The organism is Methylobacterium sp. J-030, from assembly GCF_022829545.1.
GTDB lineage: Bacteria > Pseudomonadota > Alphaproteobacteria > Rhizobiales > Beijerinckiaceae > Methylobacterium.
Window position 1 is genome coordinate 1 of record NZ_JAKSYM010000349.1, and the last position, 1,559, is coordinate 1,559.

The window sequence follows — 1,559 nt, forward strand, 5'->3', positions numbered from 1 at the left end:
ACCTCTGCGCCGGCCCGTATTGTGTATCCCTCGCGCAACCCAAAGCGGGGAGACGCCGCCCCAAGCGCACAGCGCCAGACGGCCGACCAATGTCGGCTTTCGGGAAACGCCGACGATGGTCCGCATGGCTGAACTGGGTCGGATGCGGAATGACTGCTCGGGGTGGTTTTCCTCCGGTCTCCTTTCGGGCAGTAATCGACGAAAACGGATATCGCCCCAGTGCACGCTCAGGACCCTTCGTAGATCATCGAAGTGTCCGCTTCTGGGCAACTCGGCTGACTATGACCTTGAACTGGGTCGGGTGGTTCGCTGTCAGTGCTCTTATAGAACAGCGACCCGCAGAAGTGGATACCGCTGCTGCGCGGTGAGGTCTCCACCCTCATGACGATCCCGGAGACCACATGTCATACCATCTCGTATCCCACTCGTTTTCTCTCATAGTGGCGACAACTGTGGTCGGTCTCGTCGCAATTTAGGATCTGCTAGCGATCGTTTGCATCCATTCGCGCTATGTGCAAACGCCACTTCTGTCGGGCGCTGACAAGGTGCTGCTTAGCGGACCTTGGTACTTGCGAGCGGTACCTTGATCGGAAGTGCCTGAATTTTGCGCCCAGGCGACCTGACGTTTTATGACAGCGCTTTTAATTGGCAAATTAGACAACCGTGTTATTCAGCGCCGACTCTGATTTTGAACCATCCGCAGCCGCACTGATGTACCACGGTGCGCGCAAGATCTGATCCGGCTTAGCGGCTAAAACACCATTGCGTGTTTATAAGTTACGATAGCCGCTTAGGCGCGCCAATCGAGAACTGCGGTGAGAGCTTCAAACTGGACCGATGGCGAACGTCCTATTGCAGGTCGTTCTCTATCGACTGGACAGTCTAGGAAGTTGCTTAGAAAATAGTACTAAGGTGTATCATCGAGGGGGGTTAAATGTTCATTTTTGGGAAGGGTGCTGTCGCATCAGGGGACGCGCTGGGCCAATCCTCGTCGACGGTTGAAGAGGAACGGCGCGCATTCTCGTTCGGCGTGCAGATGGCCAACGAGGCAATCTTTCGGGTGGTGATAAGGGAATTGATCCGCCTAATGCCACCTGATGAGCAAGCGACCCGCACCGCGTTGATCCGGGCCGAAATCGATGCAGCCATCAAGGCCACGCTCGTCGGTTCGCAAGTCCCTGAAGGTCTTGAGTCTAGTGCCGCCAGAGACGTTCTTGAAGGTGTATTTGGAGGCACGCCTACGCTTCTGACGCAGCGCGTAGAAAGATGAAATCTCGTTCCAATGCGTTCACAAGGAGGCCAATTTAAATTAATCCAACTGATCGAAAGCTAAACACTTGGCCAGAAACGCGGCAATCTTTAATACGACATGGCTGGGTCGGAGGTGGAGCGTCTGCTTGCAGGCGAGTGGCTGACTTCCGCTTTCCACCCCGAGCCGAAGTTGCCGTAGGTCCGACGAACGACCGCTTTGGAGAAACCCAAACGGCGCTCCCTGCGACCGGGTTGGGTCGAGGCTGTGTCAAAAGTCCGGTCTGAGATAGACTTGGGGCCTGATCTGC

The 1,559-nt window shown here is 55.7% G+C and carries 1 protein-coding gene; it reads left to right on the plus strand.

Translation table 11 applies throughout. From position 1 onward, the window contains the following. Positions 1-934 precede the first annotated feature (934 nt). A complete protein-coding gene (locus MKK75_RS27290; RefSeq protein ID WP_244045621.1) occupies positions 935-1,270 on the plus strand; it encodes a hypothetical protein in 336 nt (111 codons plus the stop codon). Positions 1,271-1,559 lie beyond the last annotated feature (289 nt).

Coding starts and splice junctions, on each gene's coding strand:
- MKK75_RS27290 (WP_244045621.1), top strand. CDS start 935: ATGTTCATTTTTGGGAAGGGTGCTGTCGCATCAGGGGACGCGCTGGGC.